This window comes from Dietzia maris (assembly GCF_014144855.1).
Lineage (GTDB): Bacteria > Actinomycetota > Actinomycetes > Mycobacteriales > Mycobacteriaceae > Dietzia > Dietzia kunjamensis.
On sequence record NZ_JAALDN010000556.1, the window covers coordinates 1 to 423 of the forward strand.

The 423-nt window shown below is 70.4% G+C and carries 1 protein-coding gene; it reads right to left on the minus strand.

Annotation, left to right across the window (positions count from 1 at the left end):
* On the minus strand, positions 1-423 hold a 423-nt coding region (locus G6024_RS16165), incomplete at both ends, for an HNH endonuclease (protein WP_182640419.1).

Sequence of the window (423 nt, forward strand, 5' to 3'; positions counted from 1 at the left end):
TTGCCGGGTCCACGCCTCGGTTTCGGCGCGGGCCTGTTCACGCCGGTACTCGGCGAGCGGACCGGAGGGTCGGGTGAGCATGGTCGAGCCGTCCGGGGTGCGCACGGTCAGGGTGCCGTCGGGCTGCAGGTCGTAGATCCAGTCGGAGAAGGTCTTGAACCGGTGATGGCGCCGGCACATTGCGGCGAGGTTGCCCTCGATGGTGTGCCCGCCCCGCTGGGGGTCGGCGTGATCAAACGGCACCACATGATCCAGATCACAGGCCTCGGCCGGGATCGCACAGCCGGGGTGGCGGCAGGTGCCGTCCCGTAGCCGGATCCGTCGCGCGAGTTCGGCGCTGGGCCGGTATTTCAGGGCGGCGCGGGAGTCGTCGCCGGCCCCGATCCGCGGATCGATGGGTTCGAAGGTGGCTCCGTCGCTGGT